This window comes from Dactylosporangium sp. NPDC051485, from assembly GCF_040682015.1.
Taxonomy (GTDB): Bacteria; Actinomycetota; Actinomycetes; order Mycobacteriales; family Micromonosporaceae; genus Dactylosporangium.
Genome location: NZ_JBFAZW010000049.1, coordinates 22,140 through 47,258, shown reverse-complemented (window position 1 = coordinate 47,258; position 25,119 = coordinate 22,140). Strand labels below are relative to the sequence as shown.

The window sequence follows — 25,119 nt, the reverse complement described above, 5'->3', positions numbered from 1 at the left end:
GGCCGAACGGCCAGATGATTCCGGCTGCGTACCGTCCTACCGTCGCCGCATGATCGCGCGGACGGTGGGGACCGCAGCCGGCGGCGGACGATGACCCTGAACGAACACGATCGGGCCGAGCTCTGGCGCCTTGCCGGCAGCCGGTGCTCGATCTGCAAGCATCCGGTGGTGGCGACGGCGGACGGGCCCGGCCGGCCCGCGCACGAGCACCCCATTCGGGGCGCTATCGGTAGCCTCATCGTCACCGGCGGCTACCTCGACAGTCACCACAACCACATCCTGTTGTGCGCCGAGGACGCCCGGACGGTCCGCGAGCGGCAAGCCATGTTCCCCGCGGAGGTGCTGTCGCGGCTCAAGCGCGAACACGAGCAGTGGACCGACCGGGTCTTCCGCGGCGGGCCCGTGGCCGGCGACGACGTCCGCGTCACGGTGCTCGTCCACACGGCGATGTTCGCGCCCACCTCGCCGCCGTACTACTTCATCAAGATCACGAACGAGCACCCGGCGGTGCCGGTGCGCATCGACCGCGTCTGGTTCGACACCGAGCCGCCCGCGCCCGTCGACAACGACGCCCGGCCGCTCCCGGCCGAGATCCAGCCCGGCGAGCTCTTCGAGACCTGGATCCTCAAGCGGGACGTGCCCGATACCCCCGGTGCCGAGTTCCTCGCCCGCGCCCAGGTGCACGACGGGCCGGTGCTGACGTCGCGGCCGAACGGCGCCGTGTCCCCGGCCGGCCAGGTCGGCGGCGGCGGGCGGCCGCTGTCCGCCCTGCGCGACGCGGTCGCCGAGGCCAACCGGGTCGGCGGACGGATCGTGGAGAAGGACTGGCACGTCTTCATCTCGCACGCCACCGAGGACAAGGACCGCGTGGTGCGCCCGCTCGCCGAGGCGCTGCGCCGCCGGGGCCTGCGGGTCTGGTACGACGAGTTCGAGATGCGCCTGGGCGACAGCCTCCGCGAGCGGATCGACGAGGGCATCGCCAGGAGCACCTTCGGCGTGGTCGTGCTCTCGCCCGCGTTCATCGCCAAGCATTGGACGAAGTACGAGCTGAACGGTCTGGTGAGCCGCTTCGTGTACGGCCAGCAGACCATCCTGCCGGTGTGGCACGACATGACCGTCGAGGACGTCATGGCGTTCAGCCCTTCGCTGGCCGATCGCGTCGCCCGCAGCACCGGCACGCACAGCGTCGAAGCCATCGCAGTGGAGATCGCCGGCCTGGTCACGTCGGTGGTCGGACCGCTGGAGCCGCACGACGGGCCGTGACGGCCCCCTGCTGCCGGCGGCCGGATAGTCGGCGGCTGCCCCGCCCAGGCACCGCCCCACGCCCGCTGCGGGAACAACCGACGCATGCCCGGGTGTTGCAGGCGTTGAAGAATCCGGCGTATGCCGGCGCGTACACGTTCGGCAAGACCCGCGACGTGCGCCGGGTGCAGCCCGACGGCAGCGTGCGTTCAGCGCGCCGGAAACGGGCCCGCGAGGAGTGGACGGTGGTGATCAAGGACCACCACGAGGGCTCCTTGACCTGGCCACCCAGGAGATCTACCGGCAGAAGGTCGCCAACGCTTTCCGACTCACACCGATCGCACCCGCTCATAGACCCGCTACCGGGCAGGTTATGCCCGGCACTTGACCTTGACCCTTGGGCAAGCCCGACCGTGGTCCGTGCCGGCCGACCGGCCGGCACGAGGAGGATGACACCGTGGAGCTGCTGACGATCGGCGCGTTCGCCCGAGCGGCGCGGCTGACACCGAAGGCGTTGCGCCTGTACGACGAGGTGGGGCTGCTGCCGCCCGCGGCGGTCGATCCCGAGTCGGGCTACCGGTTCTACGACCCGGATCAGCTGGCTCACGCCCGGCTGATCGCCCAGCTGCGCCTCATCGGCATGCCGCTGGCCGACATCCGCACCGTGTGCGACCTGGAGCCCGACGCGGCGGCCAAAGCGGTCACCGCCTACTGGCAGCAGGTCACCGCCGATACCGCGACCCGCGCGCACCACGTCGCCCGCCTCGTCGAGCACCTGTCCCAGGAGGGCGGCCCCATGTCCGACACCAACCCCACCCTGACCATCCGCTACGCCGTGCGCTGCGACCTCGGCCACGGACGCGACACCAACGAGGACGTCGCCTACGCCAGCGACCGGCTGCTCGCCGTCGCCGACGGCACCCGCGGGGCCGGCGCCGCCGCCAGCACTGCGGCCGTCAACGCGCTCAAGGCGCTCGAACTGGCCGACAAGCCGGCCGCCGACCTGCTCGCCATGCTGGCCGCGACCGTCAACGACGTCGATCGCGCGGTGCGGGCCACCAGCACCGATGACAACCAGCCGGCCACCACCTTGACCGCGCTGCTGCGTCGCGGCTCGCAACTGGCCCTGGTGCACATCGGCGACACCCGTGTCTACCTGCTGCGCGGCGGTGAACTCTCGCAACTCACCCATGACCACACCTGGGTCCAGAGCCAGGTCGAGCACGGCAAGCTCAGCCCGGATCAGGCCGCCGCCCACCCGCAACGCGCTCTGCTCACCCGCGCGCTCGGCGCCGGCGGCCAGCCCGTCGAGGCCGACCTGGCGCTGCGCACCGCGCTGGCCGGTGACCGCTACCTGCTGTGCTCCGACGGCCTGTCCGCCGTCGTCAGCCGCAGCGACCTGCACACCACCCTCGCCGAGACCGGCGAGCCCGAAACGACAGCGCAACGGCTGATCGACCTCGCCTACGCCGCAGGCGCGCCGGACAACATCGCCTGCATCGTCGCCGACATCATCGCCGCGTAGCGGCGTCCTCAGCACGGCAGCCGACCGCAGCGCGGCCTGCACGACATCCGCGACGCCAATGCCTGCCCCATCGACCGAGCCGGTCGAAGCGCCGAAGATCGCGCCGACCGAGCCACGCCATCTACACGGCTACAACCAGTAGGCGGAGCCACCGCCGCCTCGCATGAGGCCGCGCCGGAACGAACCGGTAACCTCCGATACCGCGACCAGACAGACCGGATCTCGGGCAGCATGTGCAGCCCGTCCCCGGAACACACCTCACACGAATCCGAACAACAACGGCAGAGAAGGCAGTATGCGACGCCCGTCGGGGCGTCGCTGGAGTCGGGTTCGGCGCCAGGGGCCGACCTTCGGGCGGCCCCTGGCAGTTGTGGCTCACTCCGCCCTGGCGCGGACCCTGATCGTCAGGCGGTGCAGGGCCTTTGCCGACTCGCGGCGGACGCCCCACGGGAGGATCGCCGCCCGCCCCGGGACCCGCACGCCGCCGGTCATCGCGATCAGCGTTCCGCCGTCCGCCGGGGCGGCCGCCACGCCGATCAGCAACAGGCGGCTCTGCATCCAGCACCAGCCGGGGCGGGACACCACGTCGAAGCGTGCGCGCAGGCCGAAACGGCTTCGGGCCACCGCCTCCAGCCTGTCGCCGTTCGTCCGGGTGATGCGCACGTGGCGCATGTCGGGCTGGTAGTTGCCGAACTCGCCCTCCAGGTCGCCGGCCACCGGCCAGACCTCGTCGAATGGGGCGTCGATCAGCCGTTCCGTGACGTGTGCGCCGGGGATTCCGGCCGCCAGGGCGCGCAGGCGGTGCACCGGATTCAGGTCGGCGCGCGGCCAGGTGTCTGTCATGGTGACCATGCCTTTCGGAAGCTCTGCCTCGCTCGGTGCAGGCGCGATTTCACCGTGCCCTCCGCCACGTTCAGGATTTCGGCCGCCTCCTGTTCGCTCAGGCCCTCCACGTCGCGCAGGACGAGAATGGCGCGATGCTCCGGGGACAGGCGGGCCAGGACGTCCAGGACGTCCGTCGCCAGCTCCGGGTCGTCGCGGGCCGGGAGTGCAGCCATATCCATCGGTACTCCCCGATGCGCCCGGCGGGCCGCCCGCACCGCCTCGCGGACCGCGATCGCCCGTGCCCAGCCCCACAGCGCCGCCGGATCGCGCAGCGAGCGCAGGCCGCGGAAGATGGCGATCAGCGCCTCCTGGGCCGCATCCGGCGCGGCCTCGTACGCGATCGGGCCGCAGATCCGGCCCACGTACGGGCTCAGGGCGTCCAGCAGGTCGTGCATCGCCATCGTGTCGCCGGCCTGGGCCGCGCGGACCGCCGCCGCCAGGTCGGCCGTCATCGGGCCGGCGGCGCCGCGGCCGACTCGAACGCCGGCAGCGCCGCGGACGACTCGACATGGGCGCGAATGCGCATCGCCACCTCCTCGGGGGCCTCGTGCGGCAGCTGGTGGCCGGCGTGGTCGATGACCTCGATGCGGACGTTGGCGGCCGCCGAGAGCATCCCCGGAGCGATGATCCGGTCCCTTCCGCCGGCCAGCAGCAGCGTCGGCACCGTCAGGCGCTGCCGACGATAGCGGCCGCGGACCAGGTCCGGAATGTCGTCCGTCACGAAGCTCCAATGCAGCTGCTGGCCCGCGCGGGCGGCCACCGGTGTCCGGCTCGCCGCCACGAACTCCTCCGCGTCCGGCACGCCACGCAGCAGCCGGCGGGCGACGGCCGGGTAGTGCTGCAGCACCCGGCGGCCGGCGAAGGGGTACTCGATGAGCGCCGTGTACCAGAAGCGCCAGGCGTGGGCGACCAGGCGCCGGTGCTGCGGCCAGGGGTGCATCATGTTCAGCGCGGCGAAGTGGGTCACCCGCTCGGGCGCCCGCAGGCACAGCGCGAAGCCGGTCCAGGCGCCCCAGTCGTGGCCGGCCAGGCGGACCCGGTCCAGGTCCAACGCGTCCAGCAGGGCCAGCAGTTGGTTCACCCGCTGCCGGGTGCTGACCCGCCCGTCCGGCGGCGCCGAACGCCCCGAGCCCGCGAAGTCGGGGCAGAGCACCCGGTAGCCGGGGGCGAGGTGCGGGATGACCCTGCTCCAGGCGTACCAATGCTGCGGAAATCCGTGGAGGAGCAGGATCGGGTCGCCGTCCCCCGCCTCCGCCACGTGGGTGCGGACCCCTCCCGCGTCGATGAACCTGTGGGTGATCATGGCACTCCGCTTCCCCGTCTCGTTGGTGGAACGTGTCGAGGGAAGGGAGGGCCGCCGTCGGCGAAAGGTTCCACGCCGTTCGGCTGCCGGGTGGAAATGGGCCGGGCGCCCGCGGCCGGATCGGCCGCGGGCGCCCGTTTCTTTCCCCCCAGGTGTAACGCTCAGTCGTGCGCGATGGCCTGCAGGACGTTGACCCGGGCCGCCCGGATCGAGGGCAGCACCGCGGCGACGACCCCGATGAGCGCCGCCAGCACCAGGTACGTCGCCATCTGCGCCCACGGGAACGCCAGCTTCGAGAAGCCCTCGCTCTTGAGCGCCTGGACCACCGACGCCCCCAGGCCGGTGCCCACGGCGAGGCCGAGCACCGCGCCGAAGACCGAGATGACGACCGCCTCCACGGTGACCATCCGCATCGCCTGGGCCCGGCGCATGCCGATCGCCCGCAGCAGGCCCAGCTCGCGGGTCCGCTCCAGCACCGACAGGGCCAGGGTGTTGACGATGCCGAGGACCGCGATGAGGATCGCCAGCGCCAGCAGGATCTGGATCATGTTCAGCAGCTGGTCGAACTGGGCCGACTGGGCCGCCACGAACTCGGCCCGGTTGGCCACCGAGACCTCGGGGTTGTCCTTGAGCAGGGTGTCGACCTGGTGCTGGACCGTGTCGACCGAGGTGCCGGCGGCAACCTTCACGAAGCCGAAGGACGGCTGCTGGGTGCGGAAGTCGGGGATCATGTCGGGGGAGACCATGAACCCGCCAACCACGTCGCTCTTGGTGTAGACGCCCACCAGCGTCACGTGGTGCACGTCGCCGCGGCTGAACTGCATGTCGATCGTCTGGCCCACGGTGTAGTGGTGCTCCTTGGCCGTGTCCGGGTCGACCACCGCCTGGTCCTTGCCCGTCCACTGCAGGGCGCCCTGCTCCGGCTTGACCTTGAACATGCCGGCCCAGAGGGCCAGGTCCGGGGTGGCGGAGACGCCGCGCTGGGTGTCGCCGATCCGGCCGAACTCCTGGTACTCGCTGGCCACCGAGGACACCCCGGTGATCTTCGCGGCGGAGGTCATCACGGCCGGGTCGAAGGTCGCCGGGCCGTTGCGGTCGCCGTCGCCGGAGATGATGAGGTCGACGGTGACGTCCTTCTCGGCCTGCTGGGACAGGCTCTGCTTGGCCGAGGCCAGGATGACGTTCACCCCGGTGATGAGGGCCAGGCCGACCATGAGGGCGGCCGCGGTGATCGCCGTGCGGCGCGGGTTGCGGCCCGAGTTGAGCCGGCCCAGCTTGCCCGGGACCGACCAGGAGAAGAGCCGTCCGAGCAGGTTCACCACCGGGCGGGCCAGCAGCGGGGTGAGCAGCGCGATGCCGATGAACGTCACGAGCACGCCGCTGAGGATCAGCCACAGCGGGGTGTTGCCGCTGCCCTTGCCGGCCAGGCCGAGGCCCAGCAGGGTGCCGCCGGCCGCGCCGACGAGCGCGCCGCTGACCGAGAGCTTGGTGAGCGGCCGGTCGGGGGTGGCCACCTCCTGCAGCGCGGCGATCGGCGGGATGCGGCTGGCCCGCAGGGCCGGCAGCACCGCGGCCACCACCGTCACCACCAGGCCGACCACGAACGCGCTGATCACGGCGGTCGCGGGCACCCCGATGGAGGCCAGGGCCACGCCGCTGATGTTGCCGAAGACCCAGGCCAGCAGCGCGCCGACGCCGATGCCCGCGGCCAGGCCGACGAACGAGGCGATGAGGCCGATGGCGACCGCCTCGATGAGTACCGAGCCGAGCGTCTGGCCGCGGCTGCCGCCCAGCGCCCGCATCAGGGCGAGCTCCCGGGTCCGCTGGGCCACGATGATCGAGAACGTGTTGAGGATGAGGAAGGTGCCGACGAACAGCGCCACGCCGGCGAAGCCGACGAGGATGTTGTTGAAGAAGCCGAGGCCCTTCTTGAACTCCGCGCTCGTCGCCGCCTGCATCTCGGCGTTGGTCTGCACCTTGTAGTCGGCCCCGAGGGCCGCGGCGATGCGGTCGCGGACCTGCTCGTGGGTGACGCCCGGCGCCGTCTTGACGTGGATGCTGCTGAACACGTCCTTCTCGCCCAGCATCAGTTCCTGGGCCACCGGCGTGGTGAACGCGACCTCGAGGGAGCCGCCCAGCGAGTCGCGGTTGCCGCTGTACCCGAAGATGCCCACCAGCTTGAAGGTCTTCTTCGGCTGCAGGGTGAGCACCCCGACCTCGTCGCCGACCGTGACCCCGGCGTTCTTGGCGGTGAGCGCGTTCATTGCGATCTCGTTGTCCGCGGCCGGTCCGCGGCCCTCGCGCAGCTGCAGGAAGTCGTTGGTGCCGGTCCAGTTCTCGCCGAGGCGGGGCGGGCCGAACGTGGTGAGGACCTTGCCGTTGCGGCCCACCACCCGGGCGCCGTCGGAGGCGGCCTGCGCGGTCACGCCGGCCACGCCGGGCACGGCCTTGACCTTGTCGACCAGCGAGGCCGGGATGTTCGCGGCCGGCGCCGGGCCGTCCACCTCGCCGCCGCCGACCTTCGGCCGCTGGGTCACCTGCACGTCGGTGCCGGCGTAGACGGAGGCGAACAGGCTGTCGAACGAGCGGCCGAGGGTGTCGGTGAGCACGAACGCGCCCGACACGAACATCACGCCGAGCACGACCGCCAGGCCGGACAGGACGAGCCGCAGCTTGCGCGACAGCAGGCTCTTCAGGGTTGCCTTCAGCATCGGGGTCAGGCCGCCTTGTCCAGGCGCTTGAGCCGGTCCAGCACGGCGTCGGCGGTCGGGGCGTAGAGCTCGTCGCGGATCTGGCCGTCGGCGAGGAAGATGACCCGGTCGGCGTAGGACGCGGCGCTCGGGTCGTGGGTGACCATGACGATCGTCTGGCCGAAGTCGCGGACCGAGTTGCGCAGGAACGACAGCACCTCGGCGCCGGAGCGCGAGTCGAGGTTGCCGGTGGGCTCGTCGGCGAAGATGACCTCGGGCCGCGACACCAGGGCGCGGGCGCAGGCGACGCGCTGCTGCTGGCCGCCGGAGAGCTGGCTGGGCCGGTGCCCGAGCCGGTCGCGCAGGCCGACCGTGTCGATGACGGTGTTGTACCAGGCCGGGTCCGCCTTGCGCCCGCCGATGGACAGCGGCAGCAGGATGTTCTCCTCCGCGGTCAGCGTGGGCAGCAGGTTGAACTGCTGGAAGATGAATCCGACCTTGGTCCGGCGCAGGTTGGTCAGCCCCCGGTCCGACAGATCCGTGATCTTGGTGCCCCCGACGTACACCTGCCCGCGGGTCACGGCGTCCAGCCCGGCGAGGCAGTGCATGAGCGTCGACTTGCCCGAGCCGGACGGGCCCATGATGGCCGTGAAGCGGCCCTTCTCCAGCTCCACCGACACGCCGGCGAGGGCGTTGACCTGCGCCTCGCCCGAGCCGTAGACCTTCCACACGTCGACCGCCCGCGCGGCCACCTCGGTGCGCGTCGCAACCGATGCAGTCATGTTGTTCCCCCTGGTGAATGATGTGCACTCATCGTCGCCGCGCCCGGGCGCCGAAACGTCCACCCGCGGGGGTAGCCGGCCACGGATATTGCGGTGGGGGAGGCCCCCCTACCCCGGCTCAGGGTCAACCCCGACCCGGGCGGCACAGCATTCTCAGACAGGCCCCATGAGCAGGGCCGCGGCCACCCGGAGGCGGCCGCGGCCCAATGTGCGCGTCTGCGTGGTGCTACTCGTAGGCGATGGCGCCGAGCACGTTGAGGCGCACGGCCCGCACCGAGGGGATGAGCCCGGCCACGCCACCGACGAAGACGGAGGCGACGAAGTACAGGACCATCAGCCCCCACGGCAGGGTGACCGCGCCGAAGCCCAGCACGTCCTTGAGCGCGGTGACGATCGCCGCGCCCAGGCCCACGCCGACCACGAGGCCGAGCAGGGTGCCGAACACCGTGATCACGATCGACTCCGTGGTCACCATGAGCCAGGTCTGGCCCCGGCGCAGCCCGACCGCCCGCAGCATGCCCAGCTCCCGGGTCCGCTCGATGACCGACAGCAGCAGGGTGTTGATGACGCCGAGGACCGAGATGGCCAGCGCGATCAGCAGCAGCACCTGCACGATCACCAGGGCGACGTTGAAGCCCTGCTGGTTGGTCTTGACGTACTCGTCCTTGGTGTACGCCTGGACCTGCGGGTTGTCCTTGAGGATGTCGTTGACCGCGGCCTTGGCCTGCTCGGGCGACGAGCCGTCCTTCAGCGACAGGAACACCTGCCACGGATCGGCGAAGGCGAAGCCCTCCTTGGCGTCGGCGTAGCTGAGCACGATGCCGTTGGCGATGGCCGAGTCGTTGGTGATCCCGGTGAGCTTGAGGGTCTTCTGCTGGCCCTTGGAGAACGTCACCTGGATGGTGTCGCCGAGCTTGAGCTTGCGGTTCTCGGCGGTCTTCTTGTCGACGATGAACTCGCCCGTGTCGAGCTTGTCGATGCGGCCCTGGCTGGCCGTGGCCTTGAGGGTCGCCGCGCCGGCGGCCGGGTCGAGGTAGGACAGGACGTACGCCTGCTCGCCGTTGATCTTCACGACGTCGACGGTGATCGCGGCGACAGTCTTGGCCTCCGGCAGCGCCTCGATCTTGGCCAGTTCCGGCAGGGTGACGACCGGCGGCACCTCGTTGGTCTGCTGGCCCAGCACCACGACGTCGGCCTGTAGGTCCTTGGCGACCGTGTCGCCCAGCGCCGTGGACAGCGAGGTGAAGATCGTGCTGATCGCCGTGACGATCGCGATGCCGATCATGACCGCGCCGGCCGTGATCGCGGTGCGGCGCGGGTTGCGCGAGGAGTTGCGCCGCCCGAGCTTGCCCGGCACCGACCACGACAGCGCCGCGCCGAGCGCCGCGACCAGCGGCTTGCTGATCACCGGGGTCAGCAGCGCGACGCCGATGAGCAGGCCGAGCACCCCGCCGAAGACCAGCGCCAGGGTGCCGCCGCCGGCCCCGGCCAGGCCCCAGGCCAGCGCGCCGGCCGACAGGGCGGTGACGATCGCCCCGCTGACGGTGAGCTTGGTGAGCGGCCGGTCCGGCGCGGCCGACTCGCGCATCGCCGCGATGGGGGCGACCCGGGAGGCCTTCACCGCCGGCATGAGCGCGGCGACGGTCGTGACGCCGATGCCGATCACGAACGACGCGATGATCGCCGAGATCGGGAACCCGAGGCCGGCGACCTGGGCCCCGTCGGCGAGGCCGACGAACGCGTAGGCGCCGAGCGCGCCGAGGCCGAGGCCGACGAGGAAGCCGAAGACCGAGCCGACGAAGCCGATGATGAGGGCTTCCAGCAGTACCGAACGCAGCACCTGCCCCCGGGCGGCGCCCATCGCCCGCAGCAGCGCCAGCTCCTGCGTGCGCTGGGCGACGATGATCGAGAACGTGTTGAGGATCAGGAACACGCCCACGAGCAGCGCCACGGCGCCGAAGCCGAGCAGGACGTAGTTGAAGTACTTGAGGATGTTCTTGATCGCCTTGGAGTTCTCCTCGGAGAGCTCCTTGCCGGTCTGCACCACGAACCCGTCGCCCAGTTCGGCCTTCACGGTGTCGCGCAGCTTCTCGTTGCTGACCCCGGAGGCGGCCTTGACCTCGATGACGTTGAACGCGCCCTTGGCGCCGAGCATCGCGGTCTGCGCCTTGGCCGTGGTGAAGAAGACCGTGCTCTCCCCGGCCATGGAGTTACGCCCGCCGGTGTACTGCATGAGGCCCACGATCTTGTAGGCCGCCCGCTCGTGGTCGCGGGTGATGACGTCCATCGAGTCGCCGACCTTGACGCTGGCCGCCTCGGCCAGCCCCTTGTTGACGACGATCTCGTTGTCCGTCTGCGGTCCCCGGCCCTCGGCGAGCTTCACCAGGTCGTCCTCGCCGGCCCAGTTGCCGCCGAACTGCTGGCCCGTCTGGTTGACCACGACCTTGTTGTTGTGCCCGATCGGCATGGCGCCGTTGAGGAACACCTGGCCGGTGGCCTTGGCCACGCCGTCGAGCTTGGCCACCCGGTCCACGGTCGAGGCCGGGAACGGCGTGCTGGTGTCGTTGTTGCCGCCCTCCTGGACGGCGGACTTCGCCGAGACCTGCACGTCGGTATACGTGTAGATGTTGGCGAACAGGTTGTCGAAGGTGCGCCCGAGCGTGTCGGTGAGCACGAGCGAGCCGGACACGAACATGACCGACAGCACGACCGCGAGGGTCGACAGCGTCAGCCGTAGCTTGCGCGCCAGCAGGCTCTTCAGGGTTGCCCTCAGCATGGCGCTCAGGCCACCTCGCCGGCTTTGCCGGGTGCGCTAGCCCCGGCGAAGCCGCTCCTGAGGGAGTCACTGTCCAGGCCCTTGAGCTTGTCCAGCACCGCCTCGGCGGTCGGCTCGCGCAGCTCGTCGACGATCTGGCCGTCGGCCAGGAAGATGACCCGGTCGGCGTAGGAGGCCGCGTTCGGGTCGTGGGTGACCATGACGATCGTCTGGCCGTACTCCCGCACCGAGTTGCGCAGGAACGACAGCACCTCGGCGCCGGAGCGCGAGTCGAGGTTGCCGGTGGGCTCGTCGGCGAAGATGACCTCGGGCCGCGACACCAGGGCGCGGGCGCAGGCGACGCGCTGCTGCTGGCCGCCGGAGAGCTGGCTGGGCCGGTGCCCGAGCCGGTCGGCGAGCCCGACCGTCTTGATCACCGTGTCGTACCACGCCGGGTCAGCCTTGCGCCCGGCAATCGACAGCGGCAGGAGGATGTTCTCCTCCGCGGTCAGGGTCGGCAGCAGGTTGAACTGCTGGAAGATGAATCCGACCTTGGTCCGGCGCAGGTTGGTCAGCTCGCCGTCGGACATCCCGGTCAGCCGGGTGTCGCCGATGAAGATCTCGCCGCGGTTGACGGAGTCCAAACCCGCGAGCGTGTGCATCAGTGTCGACTTGCCGGAGCCGGACGGCCCCATGATGGCGGTGAAGTGCCCGCGCTCGAGCTCGACGCTCACCCCGTGCAGGGCGATGACCTGAGCCTCGCCGCTGCCGTACACCTTCCACACGTCGACCGTGCGGGCGGCGACGCCCCCCGTCGTGACAGTCGTGGTCACGCTCAGCTCCCCCTAGAAGTGGTACCGCTTGCCATGTCCACTTCACGCTAAGGGCGCTCCGCACCCCGCCCCTCGTCCCCGAGTAGGAAGTCACGAACCGGGGCGGACCAGTCCCGTCTCGTACGCGAGGACGACAGCCTGCACCCGGTCGCGTAGCCCGAGCTTCGTCAGCACGTGCCCCACGTGGGTCTTGACGGTCGTCTCGCTCACGGAGAGTGCGCGGGCGATCTCAGCATTGGACAGTCCCTTGGCCAATTGGACCAGAACCTCGCGCTCCCGGTCGGTGAGAACGCGCAGATCGCGCGGCGGCGCGGCGTCGGGGTCGGGCAGCGTCCCGGCGAACTTGTCCAGCAGCCGCTTGAGGATCCGCGGCGCCACCACCGCCTCGCCGGCCGCCACCGTGCGGATCGCGATGACCAGGTCGTCGGCCGGCACGTCCTTGGCCAGGAACCCGCTGGCCCCGGCCCGCAGCGCGCCGACCACGTACTCGTCGAGGTCGAACGTGGTCAGGATGAGCACCCGCACGGGCAGCTTCGCCTCGACGATGGCCCGGGTCGCCGCCACCCCGTCCATCCGCGGCATCCGGATGTCCATGAGCACCACGTCGGGCAGCAGCCGCCGGGCCAGCTCGACCGCCTCGACGCCGTCGCCGGCCTCGGCCACGATGTCCAGGTCGGGCTCGCCGCCCAGCACCATCCGGAAGCCCGTGCGCAGCAGGGGCTGGTCGTCGACGAGCAACAACCGGATGGGACGCGCCTCGGTCAACTCGCCAACTGCCTCTCTGCGGGGGCCTCGATCGGAATTCTCGCGTGCACACGGTATCCGCCGCCGGGCCGCGGCCCGGTGCGCAGGGTCCCGCCATAGAGCATGACCCGCTCGCGCATGCCGAGCAGCCCGTGCCCGACCGCCGCGCTGCCCAGCTGCGGCCCCCGCCCGGTGTCACAGATCTCCACGGTCACGTCGGCCGGCCCGAACCCGAGCCGCACCTCGACGGTCGCCGCCCCCGCGTGCTTGAGCGCGTTGGTGAGCGCCTCCTGCACGATGCGGTACAGCGTGAGGCTCACGCCGGGCTCTAGCGGACCCGGTTCGCCATCGACCCGCAGTACCGCCGGAAGCCCCGCCTCCCGGATCTGCTCCACGAGCCCCTCGATCCCCGCCAGCCCCGGCTGCGGCGCCAGCTCTCCGGCGGGTTCGGCCTCGGTGCGCAGCACGCTGAGCAGGCGCCGCATCTCCCGCAGGGCCGTCCGCCCGGTCTCCTCGATGGTCGCCAGGGCCTCGTCGGCCGCGGCGGGGTCCCGCTTGAGCATCCGCCGCGACCCGGTGGCCAGCACCCCCATGACGCTCACGTGGTGGGCCACGACGTCGTGCAGCTCCCGCGCGATGCGCCGTCGCTCCTCGGCCACCGCCTTCTCGGTGAGCGCCCGCTGGCTGGTCTCCGCGGTGCGGGCCCGGTCCTCCAGCGCCGCGATGTACGCCCGCCGGGTCGCCACGGTCCGCCCGACGGTGAAGCAGACCAGGGCGCTCATCGCGTTGAAGGCCAGGAACAGCTTCGCGTCCGGGTAGAGAGCGCTGGCCCCGGTCCGCCCGAGCAGCGCCGGCAGCCCCATCCCCGGCACCCAGATCAGCGCCGCCGCCCCCAGCGCCGGGCGCACCGGCAGGTAGGCCGCCGCCGTGTACGTCATGACGAGGATCCCGATCCCGCCCTCGACGAGCTTCAGCCCTGTCGCGAACGGCAGCACGACGTGCAGCGACGTCAACGCGACGGCGATCCACAGCCGCTGCCGCCGCACGGCGATCACCGCCAGCCCGACAGTGTCGTACACCAGCTGCAGCGGCAGGTTCTGCACCCCGAACGCGTGGTGCGCGAGCAGCTCCAGCACGACGCTGGCCGCGATCAGCAGCAGCGCGAGCGCGCCGTCGTGGGCGGCGGGTGACCCGCACCGCCCGAACAGCTCCCGGATCCCGCGCACGCCCTCGACGGTATCGGCCGGCGCCGCCCCGCCGTTCATCGCCGCGCCCGACCCGCCCTCCTCCTCAGGGATGAGGCCCGCGCCCCGGGGGAGGAGCCCGTCATCGCCCGGTCCTCCGGTTTTCGCTCGACCGCGTCTTTTGTTTTCGCTCGACTGCGTCTTTTGGTTATCGCTCGACCGCGTAGCGCAGGTGGGTCACGCCGGGGGCGGCCACCGCCTCGATGAGGCGCAGCCGCACGTGCCCGGGCAGCTCCTGGAAGAACGGCCGCCCGCCCCCGAGCAGGATCGGCACCTGGTGGAGCACGATCTCGTCGACGAGCCCGGCCCGCAGCGCGGCGGCCAGCACGCCCCCGCCCATGAGACCGACGTCCCGCTGCCCGGCCTCTTTCTGGGCGGCCTCTTGCTTGGCGGCCGTGATCGCGTCCTCGATGCCGGTGGTGACGAGCGTCTGGCGCTCCCCGACCTCCGGCGCCCCGGGATGCCCGACCGCGAACAGCCGGGCGTTGGGGTGCGGGCTGCCCCCGCCGAACCTCTCGGAGTCCTCGTACGTGTTCCACCCGGCCACGACGGCCCCGATCCGCCCGGCCAGCTCGTCGAACACCCGGGCGCTCTGCGCGCTGAGCCGGAACCCGTCGAACACCCGGCTCGGCGTGTCGCCGGAGAAGTACCAGTCGAAGAGCATCCCGCCGTCCCCGAGCCCGTGCCCCGGACCGGCACCTCGTCCGGTGATGTACCCGTCGACCGACACCGCGTGCGAACTGATGACCTTGCCCATCTCAACCTCCCTTGGGGTTCCTTCAAGAGACTCCACGGCCGTATCAGTCTGAGTTCCGTAAGGGAACCCCGGGCCGCTAGGATGGCTCGCATGCAACGCACGAACTTCGGCGAGATGGCGTGCTCGATCGCCCGCACCCTGGACGTCATCGGCGAACCCTGGTCCCCGCTGATCCTGCGCGACATTTGGGTGGGCTTGACCCGGTTCGACCAGCTCCAGGAGGATCTGGGCATCTCCCGCAAGGTCCTGACCGAGCGCCTGGGCTACCTGGTCGACCGCGGCGTGCTGACCCGCCGCCCGTATGACCGCCGCCCGCGCTACGAGTACGTCCTGACCCCCAGGGGCGAGGAGTTAGTGGACCTGCTGATGGTCATGGTCGCGTGGGGCGACAAGTGGCTGGCCGGCGAGGCGGGCCCCCCGGTCCTGCTCCGCCACCACGCCTGCGGCGAGATCTCCCACGTAGAACTGCACTGCTCCAACTGCGACAAGCCCATGCGAGCCAACGACGTGGACCGCCTCCCGGGCCCCGGCGCCGCCAGTTGATCAAGCAAGCGGAGCCCGCCCAAGTGTCGCCACTTGGCCGGGCCCAGCGGCGGCGCCGGGCAGGCCGCGTGGTGCATCGTCGTGCCGATAGCGGCCGTTGCGATGGTTGCCGACGTTTCTCGATTGGCGCAGCGGCCGGACCGATGACGACCAGCACTCAGCCATTCCCGAGATCGGACGCGCCGCATCGGCAGTGCGGTGCGCCATCTGAATTGTGCGTTCCTGTTCGGGGCGGCGATTCCGGCCGGGCGCTGGGATACTTGGTACATGGGGCAGCTGCAATTGTTCACGAGGACCGAACTGGCTGCCATGCGCGACCCCACCAGGTCGCGTCGTTATTCTCCGATAAATGAGCAGTTCCGTCAGGAACATGCGCGGCATCGAGCCTGGGGTTTGGCCAAACGGCACGAGGAGAAGCTGCGCCGCGTGCGCGGTGACACCCCGCCACCAGCCAGCGACCAGCGGGACGGCTCGGTGCGCGAGCCGGCGCCGCCCTCGCCACCGCCGGTCGCACCGCCTGAGCAGGTCGGGAATCCCATCGGGCAGCACATGGGCGAGAGCCTGGCGCACGGCGGCGATCCCGCGCCGCACGAGACGAACGGCGCCGCAGAGCCCGGCCCTGCCCCGAAGTGTCGTGACACACCCGCACCATTGCCGCCCAAGCCCGCCGCCGCGGCAACACGCACAACGGAGACCGGTGATATCCAGCCACCGGCGCGTAAAAATCGTCGTCCGGTAATACCGCACACGCCATTTCCGCCAAGGCTCTCGAAAGACGGCGTCAGGCCATTACTGCCCCGATGGACCGTCGGCGCCGATTATCCGGACGTCCCGACGACAATGGCCCGCACCACGAACCACATCGGCAGTTCAGTAGTGCGCCAAACCGCTGCATGGCCAGTCAATTGCTGTCGCGATGGGCCTCGCACCTCATGCGGCTCACCAGGGACATCATCGCGCCGAGGCGGCGTCAGGCCCGGAGCCGGCCCCATGCGACGCCCGCGCGCCGGGGCGGTGGATTCGGCACAGGACAGGAACGGTATTCGTCGCGCGCCGCCGCGACGCAGATCCCCGCCCCTTGCCGGGCGCCAACGGCGTGCAACCGGCTGGGCCACGCCAGCCTCGGCCCAGGCTCCCAGCCGCTGGCGGGCCGCGGCGCCGCAACGCCGAGCCGAACCCGTCCGGGACGGGTAGCACGCGGCGAACTGCGGCCAGATCGCCTCCCGCAACCACAGTGGCATCACGGCGCGGGCAACCCCTCACCGGTCACGGATCGCAGAGCCTTCGCGTGATCGAACCGGGGCCGTACCGCTTCCAAGCGCGGCACTCCCAGGGCCGGCTCATCCGCGCGGCGCGGCCAGCCCAAGGTGTGGCCAACCGCAAGCGGCGCTCCCGAAGCCACTCGTCCTTGTGCCCCGCCGACCCGTACCGGCTCCGTACCGGCGACGGCGGCACCACGAACACGTCCAACCCCGCCGCCGGCAACGCCGCGACGACAGGGCCGTCGTGCCGCTCGATCCCCACCCCGGCCACGCCATACCGGCGCAGCAGCGTCACCACCCGGCCGATCCCGGCCTTCGTATGCGCCACGACCAGTCGTTCGACCGGCTCACCAACCGCGTCGATGACATACACCACATGGGATCCTCGGCCCAGTCCACACCCGCGAACCGCTCATCCGTCCACTCGGCACTGCTCCAACCGCTGCTCAACCCAGCGGAAGGCGCACCTGGACGTTCGGGATGTCCGCAGACCGCCAGACCCCGCAAATACTCCAACGGGGCAACAGGGCAGGCAGCGACCTGACGGCCCAGGCGCCACCCGACCGCACCAAGGCCGGGCACCACCAGCCTCCCCAATGACCAACGGTCGTCACATGCACGAGCCGGAGCCATGCTCTTCCGGCGCCCCCCGTCAGAAGCGGTCAGTCCCGCTCCACCACCACCTCGGTGGCCGGCGCCGCTGTCACCGGGAACGGCGGCGGCGTTCCACCGTAAGCCGGGCACAACGCCTGGTGTGAGCACCACCCGCACAACCGCGAGGGCTGCGCACGGAAGTCCTGGGTTCGGGTGGCCAGCTCGATCGCCTGCCACAGTGCCAGCAGGGTCCGCTCGAAGCGGGCCAGGTCGTCGGCGTCCGGTGCGAAGTCGCAGACCTCCTGGTCGCGCAGGTACATCAGCCGCAGCACCCGGGGGACCACGCCCCGCGTGCGCCACAGGACCAGGGCGTAGAACTTCAGCTGGAACATGGCCCGGGCCTCGAAGGCCTCCCGCGGCGCGCCGCCGGTCTTGTAGTCGACGACGCGCAGGTCTCCGGCCGGGGAGATGTCCAGGCGGTCGATGATGCCGCGGATGACCAGCCGGCCGTCGACCTCGGCCTCGACGTAGGACTCGCGGTCGGCCGGGTCCAGGCGGTTGGGGTCCTCGACGGCGAAGTAGCCGTTGAGCAGGTCGCTCGCGCTCGTCAGGAACTCCTCCGGGGTGAGCGGGGTGCCGGTGAAGATGCCGGCCAGCTCCGGCTCCTGCTCGACCAGGCGCTGCCACTGGGGTGCGACCAGGGACGCGGCCTGCTCCGGGGTGCGGGCGCCGGCGGGGGAGTCGAAGAGGGCCTCCAGGACGGCGTGGACCAGGGTGCCGCGGGCCTGGTCCGGGGTGGGGCGCTCGGGTAGCCGGTCGATGCTGCGGAACCGGTACAACAGCGGGCACGTCTTGAAGTCAGCGGCGCGCGACGGCGACAGGGTGGGTAGGGCGGAGGTAACGGGCACCGTCATGGTGAAGAGGTTAAGCGGGGGGTACGACAAAAACGCGTTTCGAACCCCCGAGCCCGTAGCATCGGGGGCGATGAACGAACACCGCACGGCATCGGCGCCGGCCGCTCGCGCGCGGCCGGAGGAGCGCGGATCGGGCATTCCGCTGGGCCGGCTGGCCGGCGTCCCGATCTACCTGGCGCCCTCGTGGCTGCTGCTCGCGGCCCTGATCACGCTCACGTACGGCACCATCGTGCAGACCCGTGCCCAGCCGCTGCCGTTCAGCACCGGGCTGCTGGTCGGGTTCGGGTTTGTGGTGTGCCTGCTGGTCTCGGTGCTGCTGCACGAGCTCGGGCACGCGGTGACGAGCCGGCGCAGCGGCATCGGCGTGCGCGGGATCACGCTGGAGATGCTCGGCGGGTACACCGAGATGGAGCGGGAGGCCCCGCGCCCGGGCGTGGAAATGCTGGTGTCGCTGGCCGGGCCGGCGGTGTCGCTGGTGCTGGGGATGCTCGCGGCGGGGGCGGCCGTGGTGCTGCCGTCCGGCGGGATCGCCGCCATGTTCGCCTTCCAGCTGGCGCTGTCCAACATCGTGGTCGGGGTGTTCAACGCGCTGCCGGGGCTGCCGCTGGACGGCGGGCGGGCGCTGCAGGCGCTGGTGTGGAAGATCACCGGCGACGCCAACGTCGGGCGCCGGGTGGCCGGCTGGTTCGGGCGGCTGCTCGCGGTGGCCACGGCCGGCTCGGCGCTGCTGCTGCTGGAGCTCAAGCCCTTCCACAAGGCGTACTTCGGGGTGGCGTTCACCCTGCTGGTCGCGATCACCATGTGGGTCGGGGCGGGGCAGGCCATCCGCCACGCCAAGGCGGCCGCCCAGCTGCCCCCGTTCAGCGCGCGGGAGCTGGCCCGGCCGCTCGTCGCCGTGCGCTCGGACACGCCGCTGGCCGAGGCCGACCGCATCGCCGAGCTCAGCGACGACCGCGGGCCGGTGGTGGCGGTGGTGGACAGCGCCGGGAGCCTGGTCGGGTTCGTGCACCGGGCGAAGGCGCGGGCGGTGCCGGCCGAGCGGCGGCCGTGGGTGCCGATCGTGGACGTGGCCGCGCGCATCGACCGCCATCACGTGCTCGTCGGGGATCTTCGCGGCGCCGACCTGCTGATGGCGATCCGGGACGACCCGGGCGGCGACTACCTGGTGGTCACCGGGGAGGATGTGCACGGCGTCCTGCGTGGCGCCGAGCTCGTCTCCCTCGTGGCCCCGATCCGGCGGCCGCGCAGGCCGACCGTCCGGAGGAACAGCGCGTGAGTGTGGAAAGCCCCGTCGAGACCCCGTCCGCCGTCCGGAGGGGGCCCTTCCGCCCCGGCGACCGGGTGCAGCTCACCGACCCGAAGGGGCGGATGCACACGATCGTGCTGGAGCCGGGCAAGGAGTTCCACACCCACCGCGGGCGACTGGCCCACGACGAGCTCATCGGCGCGCCCGACGGCAGCGTGGTGAGCATCGGCGGCACCGGCTACCTGGCGCTGCGGCCGCTGCTGAGCGACTACGTGCTGTCCATGCCGCGCGGCGCCCAGGTGATCTACCCGAAGGACTCGGCCCAGATCGTGGCCATGGGCGACATCTTCCCGGGCGCCCGGGTCCTGGAGGCCGGGGCCGGCTCGGGCGCGCTGACGTGTTCACTGCTGCGGGCCGTGGGGCCAGATGGCACCCTGGTGTCGTACGAGCAGCGGGAGGACTTCGCCGTGATCGCCCGGCGCAACGTCGAGGCGTTCTTCGGCGGGCCGGTTCCGGGCTGGTCGCTGCGGGTGGGGGACGTGGCAGGCTGCGACGAGGGCGGGTTCGACCGGATAATCCTCGACATGCTCACCCCGTGGGAGATCCTGCCGCTCGTCTCGCGGGCGCTGATCCCCGGCGGGGTGTTCATCGGCTATGTGGCGACAACGCCGCAGTTGTCGGAGTTGGTGGAGGCCTTGCGCGAGGATGGTGGATACACCGAACCTCGAGCCTGGGAGAGTCTCGTGCGTGACTGGCACGCGGAGGGTCTGGCCGTGCGGCCCGACCACCGCATGATCGCCCACACGGCGTTCCTGGTCAGCGCGCGCAAGCTCGCCCCCGGGGTGACGGCCCCGCCGCGCCGGCGCAAGCCGAGCAAGGGGGCCGAGGCGTATGCGGCACGGCGGTTGGCGGCCGCCGCGGCCGCTCGGGCAGACGAGGAGGCGGAAGGACATGAGCCGACCGAGCTTCAGTGACCTTCCCGCAGTCTTCCCCGACTGGTCGCCGTACCCGGATCTCGAGTCGGCGGCTCGGGCATACCTGCGGGACCCGGACATCGCGCTGGATGCCATGGCGGGTGTACTGCGAGGTCAGAGCGTTCTGGGCTTCACCCTCGAACGGTTCGTGAACGACGTCAACGGCGTGTGGCAGGAGGTCGTGGTCTGCGACGGCAACCGGCTCATCCTGTGGCACGGCGAGGACATCCCACCCGAGGAGGCGCCGCCGGGCTCGATGACGTCGTCGCTGCGGGTGGTCGCCCTGTCGGCGGTGACCGAGGTGGGCTGCCGGCGGCGCATCTCGCGCAACCCCAACGGCACCCACCGGGTGGACAGCGTGGACGTGTATCTGCTGCTCACGTCGCTGGACGAGGCGAACGTCGCGGCGGAGGAGGCCGGGTCGGTGATCCGGCACGACGCGCTGCGTTTCGGCAAGACCCTCGACGACGGCGGCGCCGGTCAGATCGCCCGGCTGGAGGAATTCGCCCGCCTGGTCAGCGGCCTGGTGGGCAAGCCGATGCTGTGAGCTACTCCGCGTCGGGTCCGGCGACCGGGGTGTCGTCGGACTCGCGGTGCACGTGGATGCAGTCGCCGGGGCACTCCTTGGCCGCGTCGATGACCTCCAGCCGCAGGTGGGCGGGGACGCCGACCCTGCTGCCCGGTGCCAGCTGCAGCTCGCCGTCGGGGCCCTTGACGTAGGCCAGGCCGTCGACGTCGAACTCGAAGACCTCCGGCGCATACTGCACGCACAGCCCGTCGCCGGTGCACAGATCCTGGTCGACCCAGACCTGCAGAGTGTCCTCGGAAGTCTCCACGCTCACGTTCACGACGCTACCCGACGCGCCCGCAACCGTGCAGGGGGCCGTGACGGACGCCGCAGCGGCGGCAGAAAGGGTGCTGGATGGGGGCCTGCGACCATCCCGGATTTGTAAACACCCTACGGCGCACGTGTTCGAGGGGGCCTGAACCGCCGATCAGCAGTTAGTGTTAGAGCACAACGTTCGAAGCCCCCGGGGAGGTGGGACGTGGCACGCAGCGACGACGCGGAGACGCGCGCCGCACGATGGGAGAAGGACGCCCACGATCTCTCCACGCAGGTCGCGTTTCTTCAGGAGGAACTCGCCCTGGTGCGGCGCAAGCTGACGGAAACACCGCGACACGTGCGACAGCTCGAGGAGCGGCTTGCCGCAGCACAGGCGCAGATTGCCCGGCTGACCGAAAACAATGAGCGGCTCGTGGCCACCCTCAAGGAGGCCCGCGCCCAGATCGTGACGCTGAAGGAGGAGGTTGACCGCCTGGCGCAGCCGCCGAGCGGTTACGGCGTCTTCCTCGCCCGCCATGACGACGGCACTGTCGACGTCTTCACCGGCGGGCGCAAGCTGCGCGTGGCAGTATCCCCGGCGATCGAGACCGAGGAGCTGCGCCGAGGGCAGGAGGTCCTGCTCAATGACGCCCTCAACATCGTCGACGCGCTCGGGTTCGAGCGGGCCGGTGAGGTCGTCATGCTGAAGGAGGTCCTCGAGGGCGGCGACCGCGCCCTCGTCGTCTCGCACGCCGACGAGGAACGGATCGTCCACCTGGCCCACACGCTCGCCGACCAGCCACTGCGGGCCGGCGACTCGCTCATGATCGAGCCGCGTTCGGCGTACGCGTACGAGCGCATCCCGAAGAGCGAGGTCGAGGAGCTGGTGCTGGAGGAGGTGCCCGACGTCGACTACGCCGACATCGGTGGCCTGTCTCCGCAGATCGAGCAGATCCGCGACGCGGTGGAGCTGCCGTTCCTGCACGCCGAGCTGTTCCGTGAGCACAAGCTGCGCCCGCCCAAGGGCGTGCTGCTCTACGGCCCGCCCGGCTGCGGCAAGACCCTCATCGCCAAGGCGGTGGCCAACTCGCTGGCCAAGAAGATCGCCGAGCGGCGCGGGGAGGAGCGGCAGACCAGCTACTTCCTGAACATCAAGGGTCCTGAGCTGCTCAACAAGTACGTCGGCGAGACCGAGCGGCACATCCGGCTGATCTTCCAGCGGGCCCGTGAGAAGGCCGGCGAGGGCACGCCGGTCATCGTGTTCTTCGACGAGATGGACTCCGTGTTCCGCACCCGCGGCTCCGGCGTCTCCTCCGACGTGGAGAACACGATCGTCCCCCAGCTGCTCAGCGAGATCGACGGCGTGGAGGGGCTGGAGAACGTCATCGTCATCGGCGCGTCCAACCGGGAAGACATGATCGACCCGGCGATCCTGCGCCCCGGCCGGCTCGACGTGAAGATCAAGATCGAGCGGCCGGACGCCGAGGCGGCCAAGGACATCTTCTCGAAGTACATCCTGACCGACGTACCGCTGCACAAGGACGACGTCACCGAGCACGGCGGGTCGCCCGATGCCACGGTCGCGGCCATGATCGACGCGGTCGTGCTGCGGATGTACTCCGAGACAGAGGAGAACCGCTTCCTCGAGGTGACCTACGCCAACGGCGACAAGGAGGTCCTGTACTTCAAGGACTTCAACTCCGGTGCCATGATCCAGAACATCGTCGACCGGGCGAAGAAGATGGCCATCAAGGACTTCCTGTCCAGTGGCCAGAAGGGCGTGCGCCTCCAGCACCTGCTGGACTCGTGCGTCGACGAGTTCCGGGAGAACGAGGACCTGCCCAACACCACCAACCCGGACGACTGGGCCCGCATCTCCGGCAAGAAGGGCGAGCGCATCGTCTACATCCGCACCCTCGTCTCCGGAGGCAAGGGCGCGGAGGCCGGCCGGTCGATCGAGACCGCCACGAACACCGGCCAGTATCTCTAACCGCTCAAACGAACAAACCTGGTAAATCCGGAACAAAAGCGACGAGCGGGCGGACGGCCGGACGGTCACCGCCCGCTCACGCTTTCTCGCAAAGTGGCCCGTCCGGTGTGGGCAGGCTGGCTCGGCAAACGGTTAGGGTTGTGGCATGAGTGTGCGGCGCGTGATGGGCACCGAGGTCGAGTACGGCGTGTCCGTGCCCGGCCAGCCGGGTGCGAACCCGATGGTCACGTCCTCCCAGGTGGTCAACGCCTACGGGGCGCGGCCCGAGCTCACCAAGGGCGGGCGGGCCCGTTGGGACTACGAGGAGGAGTCGCCCCTGCGCGACGCCCGGGGGTTCACCTACTCCGGCGCGCTCTACGACCCCGCCGAGGCGCTGGCCGACGAGGATCTCGGGCTGGCCAACGTGATACTGACCAATGGCGCGCGCCTCTACGTCGACCACGCCCACCCGGAGTACTCCACGCCCGAGGTGACCAACCCGCGGGACGTGGTGCTGTGGGACAAGGCCGGCGAGCGGGTGATGGCCGAGGCCTCCCGGCGCGCCGCGACCATCCCGGGCACGCTGCCGATCCACCTGTACAAGAACAATACCGACAACAAGGGCGCCAGCTACGGCACCCACGAGAACTACCTGATGCGCCGGCAGACGCCGTTCGCCGACATCGTCATGCACCTCACGCCGTTCTTCGTCAGCCGGCAGATCGTCTGCGGTGCGGGCCGGGTCGGCCTCGGGCAGGACGGCTCCGCGCCGGGCTTCCAGATCTCCCAGCGGGCCGACTTCTTCGAGGTCGAGGTCGGGCTGGAGACCACGCTGAAGCGGCCCATCATCAACACCCGCGACGAGCCGCACGCCGACGCCGACAAGTACCGGCGGCTGCACGTCATCATCGGCGACGCGAACCTGTCGGAGATCTCGACGTACCTCAAGGTCGGCACGACGTCGCTGGTCCTGGCCATGATCGAGGAGAAGGCGCTGTCCGCGGACCTGGGCATCGCCGACCCGGTCACCGAGCTCAAGTCGGTCAGCCACGACCCGTCGCTCAAGCACCTCATCCGGATGCGCGACGGGCGGCGGCTGTCCGCCCTGGACATCCAGTGGGCGTTCTACGAGCGGTGCCGGGCCTTTGTCGAGGACCGGCAGGGCGGCGACGCCGACGAGATCACCCTCGACGTGCTGGAGCGCTGGGAGGACGCGCTGGACAAGCTCGGCCGCGACCCGATGCTGTGCGCGGGGGAGCTCGACTGGGTGGCCAAGCTGCGGCTGCTGGAGGGCTACCGGGAGCGCGAGTCGCTCGGCTGGTCCTCGCACAAGCTGCAGCTCGTCGACCTGCAGTACTCCGACGTCCGCCCGGAGAAGGGCCTGTACCAGCGGCTCGTCGCCCGCGGCTCGATGGCCACCCTGTTCACCGAGGAGGAGGTCCAGCGGGCCATCGTCGAGCCGCCGGACGACACCCGGGCCTACTTTCGCGGCCGTTGCCTGGCCAAGTACCCCGACGAGGTGGTGGCGGCCAGCTGGGACTCGGTCATCTTCGACGTTGGCCGCGAGTCGCTCGTGCGGGTGCCGATGATGGAACCCGAGCGAGGGACCAAGAAGCACGTCGGCGCGCTGTTCGACAAGTGCCCGAGTGCGAAGGATCTGCTCGAAGCGATCACTTCCGGGTAAGTTCGATGCAGCGGTACGTATGGTGGTCCCCCCGAGGAGGATGAGTCATGGCTACGAGGGATACGGGCGGGCAGTCCCAGTCCGGGAAGTCCCGGCGCGACGAGGAAGAAGAGGTCGTCGCGCCCGAGGTCAATCCGGAGACCGCCGAACGGGTCGAGCAGCTGGGCGAGGACGTCGACGACCTCCTCGACGAGATCGACTCCGTGCTCGAGGAGAACGCCGAAGAGTTCGTCCGCGGATACGTGCAGAAGGGCGGCCAGTAGCCGCCGTCGCGACAGGCCGCCCGTCCGGGTTCCGGGCGGGCGGCCTGTTCGCCCACAGCGTTGTGGCGCGCCGCTTTCCGGCCGCGC

Annotated in this window: 23 protein-coding genes; 10 read left to right on the top strand and 13 right to left on the bottom strand. The window is 70.8% G+C overall.

Annotated elements, in window-relative coordinates:
• The first annotated feature begins 90 nt into the window (after positions 1-90).
• From AB0M46_RS26305 to AB0M46_RS26295, 3 genes are read left to right on the top strand one after another with little or no spacing between them, the layout of a single operon-like run.
• Complete coding sequence (locus AB0M46_RS26305) at positions 91-1,263, top strand: toll/interleukin-1 receptor domain-containing protein (RefSeq protein ID WP_363339982.1); 1,173 nt, start codon at positions 91-93, stop codon at positions 1,261-1,263.
• A complete protein-coding gene (locus tag AB0M46_RS26300; RefSeq protein ID WP_363339980.1) occupies positions 1,260-1,712 on the top strand; it encodes a recombinase family protein in 453 nt (150 codons plus the stop codon). Before AB0M46_RS26305 ends, AB0M46_RS26300 begins: the two co-directional genes overlap by 4 nt.
• Positions 1,700-2,767, top strand: coding sequence for a MerR family transcriptional regulator (locus tag AB0M46_RS26295; protein WP_363339978.1), 1,068 nt, complete (start codon positions 1,700-1,702; stop codon positions 2,765-2,767). Before AB0M46_RS26300 ends, AB0M46_RS26295 begins: the two co-directional genes overlap by 13 nt.
• 375 nt (positions 2,768-3,142) lie before the next feature.
• Here AB0M46_RS26295 and AB0M46_RS26290 read toward each other — a convergent pair whose 3' ends face one another.
• The 10 genes from AB0M46_RS26290 to AB0M46_RS26245 all read right to left on the bottom strand — a co-directional run bounded on the left by AB0M46_RS26290 (position 3,143) and on the right by AB0M46_RS26245 (position 14,760).
• On the bottom strand, positions 3,143-3,610 hold the full coding sequence (locus AB0M46_RS26290; RefSeq protein ID WP_363339976.1) for a hypothetical protein: 468 nt from the start codon (positions 3,608-3,610) through the stop codon (positions 3,143-3,145).
• The gene (locus tag AB0M46_RS26285; RefSeq protein WP_363339974.1) at positions 3,607-4,104 is read right to left on the bottom strand and encodes an RNA polymerase sigma factor; all 498 of its coding nucleotides are present in this window, start codon (positions 4,102-4,104) and stop codon (positions 3,607-3,609) included. The genes AB0M46_RS26290 and AB0M46_RS26285 overlap by 4 nt, the downstream gene beginning before the upstream one ends.
• Positions 4,101-4,955 carry an alpha/beta hydrolase gene (locus tag AB0M46_RS26280; RefSeq protein ID WP_363339972.1) on the bottom strand — a complete coding sequence of 285 codons (855 nt, stop codon included), beginning with the start codon at positions 4,953-4,955 and terminating at the stop codon, positions 4,101-4,103. The genes AB0M46_RS26285 and AB0M46_RS26280 overlap by 4 nt, the downstream gene beginning before the upstream one ends.
• A gap of 161 nt (positions 4,956-5,116) precedes the next feature.
• Entirely contained in the window at positions 5,117-7,666 is a 2,550-nt protein-coding gene (locus AB0M46_RS26275; protein ID WP_363339970.1) for an ABC transporter permease, read from the bottom strand.
• Between the two features lie 5 nt (positions 7,667-7,671).
• A complete protein-coding gene (locus AB0M46_RS26270) occupies positions 7,672-8,427 on the bottom strand; it encodes an ABC transporter ATP-binding protein (RefSeq protein WP_363339968.1) in 756 nt (251 codons plus the stop codon).
• A 226-nt stretch (positions 8,428-8,653) separates the two neighbouring features.
• The gene (locus AB0M46_RS26265; protein ID WP_363339966.1) at positions 8,654-11,203 is read right to left on the bottom strand and encodes an FtsX-like permease family protein; all 2,550 of its coding nucleotides are present in this window, start codon (positions 11,201-11,203) and stop codon (positions 8,654-8,656) included.
• A gap of 5 nt (positions 11,204-11,208) precedes the next feature.
• Positions 11,209-12,015 carry an ABC transporter ATP-binding protein gene (locus AB0M46_RS26260; protein WP_363339964.1) on the bottom strand — a complete coding sequence of 269 codons (807 nt, stop codon included), beginning with the start codon at positions 12,013-12,015 and terminating at the stop codon, positions 11,209-11,211.
• 90 nt (positions 12,016-12,105) lie between these two features.
• The gene (locus AB0M46_RS26255; protein WP_363339961.1) at positions 12,106-12,780 is read right to left on the bottom strand and encodes a response regulator transcription factor; all 675 of its coding nucleotides are present in this window, start codon (positions 12,778-12,780) and stop codon (positions 12,106-12,108) included.
• On the bottom strand, positions 12,777-13,985 hold the full coding sequence (locus tag AB0M46_RS26250; protein ID WP_363339959.1) for a sensor histidine kinase: 1,209 nt from the start codon (positions 13,983-13,985) through the stop codon (positions 12,777-12,779). The genes AB0M46_RS26255 and AB0M46_RS26250 overlap by 4 nt, the downstream gene beginning before the upstream one ends.
• A 166-nt stretch (positions 13,986-14,151) precedes the next feature.
• Positions 14,152-14,760 (bottom strand): dihydrofolate reductase family protein, encoded by a 609-nt coding sequence (locus AB0M46_RS26245; protein WP_363339957.1) that lies wholly within the window; start codon positions 14,758-14,760, stop codon positions 14,152-14,154.
• Between the two features lie 90 nt (positions 14,761-14,850).
• Here AB0M46_RS26245 and AB0M46_RS26240 point away from each other — a divergent pair, with 90 nt between their 5' ends.
• On the top strand, positions 14,851-15,303 hold the full coding sequence (locus AB0M46_RS26240; RefSeq protein ID WP_363339955.1) for a helix-turn-helix domain-containing protein: 453 nt from the start codon (positions 14,851-14,853) through the stop codon (positions 15,301-15,303).
• A 1,266-nt stretch (positions 15,304-16,569) separates the two neighbouring features.
• On the opposite strand, the gene AB0M46_RS26235 is transcribed toward AB0M46_RS26240, so the two are convergent.
• Positions 16,570-16,941 (bottom strand): hypothetical protein, encoded by a 372-nt coding sequence (locus tag AB0M46_RS26235; RefSeq protein ID WP_363339953.1) that lies wholly within the window; start codon positions 16,939-16,941, stop codon positions 16,570-16,572.
• A gap of 286 nt (positions 16,942-17,227) precedes the next feature.
• The gene (locus tag AB0M46_RS26230) at positions 17,228-18,073 is read right to left on the bottom strand and encodes a RecB family exonuclease (RefSeq protein WP_363339951.1); all 846 of its coding nucleotides are present in this window, start codon (positions 18,071-18,073) and stop codon (positions 17,228-17,230) included.
• Between the two features lie 70 nt (positions 18,074-18,143).
• Here AB0M46_RS26230 and AB0M46_RS26225 point away from each other — a divergent pair, with 70 nt between their 5' ends.
• Genes AB0M46_RS26225 through AB0M46_RS26215 form a run of 3 tightly spaced genes read left to right on the top strand, consistent with a single transcriptional unit; the run spans position 18,144 to position 20,840 of the window.
• Positions 18,144-19,349, top strand: a complete 1,206-nt coding sequence (locus tag AB0M46_RS26225) for a site-2 protease family protein (RefSeq protein ID WP_363339949.1) — start codon at positions 18,144-18,146, stop codon at positions 19,347-19,349.
• Positions 19,346-20,293 carry a tRNA (adenine-N1)-methyltransferase gene (locus AB0M46_RS26220; RefSeq protein WP_363339947.1) on the top strand — a complete coding sequence of 316 codons (948 nt, stop codon included), beginning with the start codon at positions 19,346-19,348 and terminating at the stop codon, positions 20,291-20,293. The genes AB0M46_RS26225 and AB0M46_RS26220 overlap by 4 nt, the downstream gene beginning before the upstream one ends.
• Positions 20,271-20,840, top strand: coding sequence for a hypothetical protein (locus AB0M46_RS26215; protein WP_344616915.1), 570 nt, complete (start codon positions 20,271-20,273; stop codon positions 20,838-20,840). Before AB0M46_RS26220 ends, AB0M46_RS26215 begins: the two co-directional genes overlap by 23 nt.
• 1 nt (position 20,841) lies before the next feature.
• On the opposite strand, the gene AB0M46_RS26210 is transcribed toward AB0M46_RS26215, so the two are convergent.
• Positions 20,842-21,129 (bottom strand): ferredoxin, encoded by a 288-nt coding sequence (locus tag AB0M46_RS26210; RefSeq protein ID WP_363340040.1) that lies wholly within the window; start codon positions 21,127-21,129, stop codon positions 20,842-20,844.
• A 210-nt stretch (positions 21,130-21,339) separates the two neighbouring features.
• Between AB0M46_RS26210 and arc the strand changes: the two genes are divergently transcribed.
• The 3 genes from arc (at position 21,340) to AB0M46_RS26195 (ending at position 25,032) form a co-directional block, all read left to right on the top strand.
• Entirely contained in the window at positions 21,340-23,106 is a 1,767-nt protein-coding gene (gene arc, locus AB0M46_RS26205) for a proteasome ATPase (protein WP_363339945.1), read from the top strand.
• Between the two features lie 145 nt (positions 23,107-23,251).
• The gene (gene dop / locus AB0M46_RS26200) at positions 23,252-24,769 is read left to right on the top strand and encodes a depupylase/deamidase Dop (protein WP_363339943.1); all 1,518 of its coding nucleotides are present in this window, start codon (positions 23,252-23,254) and stop codon (positions 24,767-24,769) included.
• A 47-nt stretch (positions 24,770-24,816) separates the two neighbouring features.
• Positions 24,817-25,032 carry a ubiquitin-like protein Pup gene (locus AB0M46_RS26195; RefSeq protein WP_363339941.1) on the top strand — a complete coding sequence of 72 codons (216 nt, stop codon included), beginning with the start codon at positions 24,817-24,819 and terminating at the stop codon, positions 25,030-25,032.
• The last annotated feature ends 87 nt before the right edge of the window (positions 25,033-25,119 follow it).

Coding starts and splice junctions, on each gene's coding strand:
- AB0M46_RS26305 (WP_363339982.1), top strand. CDS start 91: ATGACCCTGAACGAACACGATCGGGCCGAGCTCTGGCGCCTTGCCGGC.
- AB0M46_RS26290 (WP_363339976.1), bottom strand. CDS start 3,610: ATGACAGACACCTGGCCGCGCGCCGACCTGAATCCGGTGCACCGCCTG.
- AB0M46_RS26285 (WP_363339974.1), bottom strand. CDS start 4,104: ATGACGGCCGACCTGGCGGCGGCGGTCCGCGCGGCCCAGGCCGGCGAC.
- AB0M46_RS26280 (WP_363339972.1), bottom strand. CDS start 4,955: ATGATCACCCACAGGTTCATCGACGCGGGAGGGGTCCGCACCCACGTG.
- AB0M46_RS26275 (WP_363339970.1), bottom strand. CDS start 7,666: ATGCTGAAGGCAACCCTGAAGAGCCTGCTGTCGCGCAAGCTGCGGCTC.
- AB0M46_RS26270 (WP_363339968.1), bottom strand. CDS start 8,427: ATGACTGCATCGGTTGCGACGCGCACCGAGGTGGCCGCGCGGGCGGTC.
- AB0M46_RS26265 (WP_363339966.1), bottom strand. CDS start 11,203: ATGCTGAGGGCAACCCTGAAGAGCCTGCTGGCGCGCAAGCTACGGCTG.
- AB0M46_RS26245 (WP_363339957.1), bottom strand. CDS start 14,760: ATGGGCAAGGTCATCAGTTCGCACGCGGTGTCGGTCGACGGGTACATC.
- AB0M46_RS26240 (WP_363339955.1), top strand. CDS start 14,851: ATGCAACGCACGAACTTCGGCGAGATGGCGTGCTCGATCGCCCGCACC.
- AB0M46_RS26230 (WP_363339951.1), bottom strand. CDS start 18,073: ATGACGGTGCCCGTTACCTCCGCCCTACCCACCCTGTCGCCGTCGCGC.
- AB0M46_RS26225 (WP_363339949.1), top strand. CDS start 18,144: ATGAACGAACACCGCACGGCATCGGCGCCGGCCGCTCGCGCGCGGCCG.
- AB0M46_RS26215 (WP_344616915.1), top strand. CDS start 20,271: ATGAGCCGACCGAGCTTCAGTGACCTTCCCGCAGTCTTCCCCGACTGG.
- dop (WP_363339943.1), top strand. CDS start 23,252: ATGAGTGTGCGGCGCGTGATGGGCACCGAGGTCGAGTACGGCGTGTCC.
- AB0M46_RS26195 (WP_363339941.1), top strand. CDS start 24,817: ATGGCTACGAGGGATACGGGCGGGCAGTCCCAGTCCGGGAAGTCCCGG.